General features: G+C 45.7%; 2 protein-coding genes and 1 pseudogene. All 3 read left to right on the top strand.

Features of this window, described 5'->3' with window-relative positions; genetic code table 11:
* Positions 1-200: 200 nt before the first annotated feature.
* Positions 201-524 (top strand): hypothetical protein, encoded by a 324-nt coding sequence (locus VXK47_RS16605; RefSeq protein ID WP_435549900.1) that lies wholly within the window; start codon positions 201-203, stop codon positions 522-524.
* Positions 521-982 (top strand): hypothetical protein, encoded by a 462-nt coding sequence (locus tag VXK47_RS16600; RefSeq protein ID WP_435549899.1) that lies wholly within the window; start codon positions 521-523, stop codon positions 980-982. The genes VXK47_RS16605 and VXK47_RS16600 overlap by 4 nt, the downstream gene beginning before the upstream one ends.
* A 1-nt stretch (position 983) precedes the next feature.
* Positions 984-1,704, top strand: a pseudogene (locus VXK47_RS16595) (hypothetical protein); the annotation flags it as partial.

The following is a 1,704-nucleotide window of genomic DNA, read 5'->3' as shown; positions in this document are numbered from 1 at the left end:
CTTGAGAGTCCAAAGTTCTCACAGTTGGTTTAAGCTCAACCATTTAACATCCATTAAATTATTACATACATTGATAATGCTTTAACAGATAGCATAGTATGTGTATATATAAAAATATAAAACGTACGTAAAATAATTATTGACATACAATTATGGCCCATATATTCTCCTCTGAAAACCACCATTAAAGGAGGGATATTATGGACCAAATTGATCTATTCCTACTTTATAACAAAGAGGTAGCAGAGGCAAAACTCAAAATCATTGAACGCCTTCAAAAGCAGAGTAATGCTAAATCCGATAAACGTACGTCAAATATAGATATTGCACACCACATACTCAAAAGTGCGGGCAAGCCTTTGCATGTCTCTAAAATCATCGAGTTGGCCAAACAAGATTACAATGTCCAGCTTGATCGTGACTCTATCGTTTCGGCCATTTTAAAAAAGGTAAACGTCGGCCAGACTTTTATCCGAACGGCCCCAAACACTTTTGCCATAGTCCAAGCAGAGGAGGCGCCATGATCAGCGAGATCAGCCGGATTCTTTTAAGATTCAGGCCTTGCTTTTCGCGGCAGGCCGCCTTTAACTGGTTTGTCATCACAGTCTTTGGGTTTATCGTCAGAATCGATTATTGTGGTGTCAGCTCCTTTGTCCGTTGGCTTGGTATCAAGCCATCTTTGTACACGGCGTTGCTTTCGTTTTTCAGAGCATCATCCTGGAAGCTCCAAGATATCCAACGTCGCTGGTGGCAAATCGTTTTGGAGCTCTGTCCCTTGCCCACCGTGGACGGTCGTTTTCTGCTTGCCGGCGACGGGATCAAAATCTGTAAGGAAGCGGAAAATATGCCGGCGGTAAAACGATTGCATCAAGAATCGGACAACTCGGGTAAAGCTCCGTATATCTATGGCCACCATTGGGGCGTGGTCGGGATTTTAGCTGGATGGGTAAAAAAAAATCTTTTGTGTTCCCCTTTGTGCTGAGTTGCATGAAGGGGTCGCAATCCTCCGGCAGTTTCAGGATAAAGCCGAACCGCTTGTCTATGGACACGCCAAGGTCAGTGTCACCAGCCTGATGGCGGCCATGGCCGCTGACATAGTATCGGCGCTGGGCAAAAAGTGTATCCTGGTATTGGACGCATATTTTGCCGTGGCGCCGGTGTTTGCCATCTTACAGCAGGTTCAAGACGACGGCTGCCAGCGTCTTTTACATATCGTCACTCGTGCCAAAAGCAATGTTGTGGCCTACCAGGACCCACCCCTTAAATCAGCCATGCCTGGAAGGCCCCGAAAATATGGTACGAAGATCAGGCTAATACAGGTTTTCGAAGCTAAAGCCGAGCACTTTGAGCAAACCATTATCGAACTTTATGGCAAGCCCAAAAGCCTTTGCTTTTTATGCCTGGACCTGATCTGGAAACCCTTGGGGAAAAAGGTGCGATTCGTACTGGTAGCGGACGGATCGGAGCGATTCATCTTGATGTGTTCGGATCTGACACTTTCTGCTCCGGATATCATTCTGGCTTACAGCTACAGGTTTAAAATCGAAGTCAGCTTCAAGGTGCTAAAGCATTTGATGGGTTCGTTTTTCTACCGCTTTTGGACCCATGCATGGCCACGCATCGGAAAGCAAACCACAAGTGATCTGTCTCATGCAGCAGAGGACGTTCGCAAAATACGATTGATTAGTCAAACCGCCAATGCTA

The sequence above is a fragment of the Desulfobacterium sp. N47 genome, from assembly GCF_051233685.1.
Taxonomy (GTDB): domain Bacteria; phylum Desulfobacterota; class Desulfobacteria; order Desulfobacterales; family RPRI01; genus RPRI01.
Note: the sequence above shows the minus strand (reverse complement) of the source record. Positions and strands in the feature narration are given on the sequence as shown.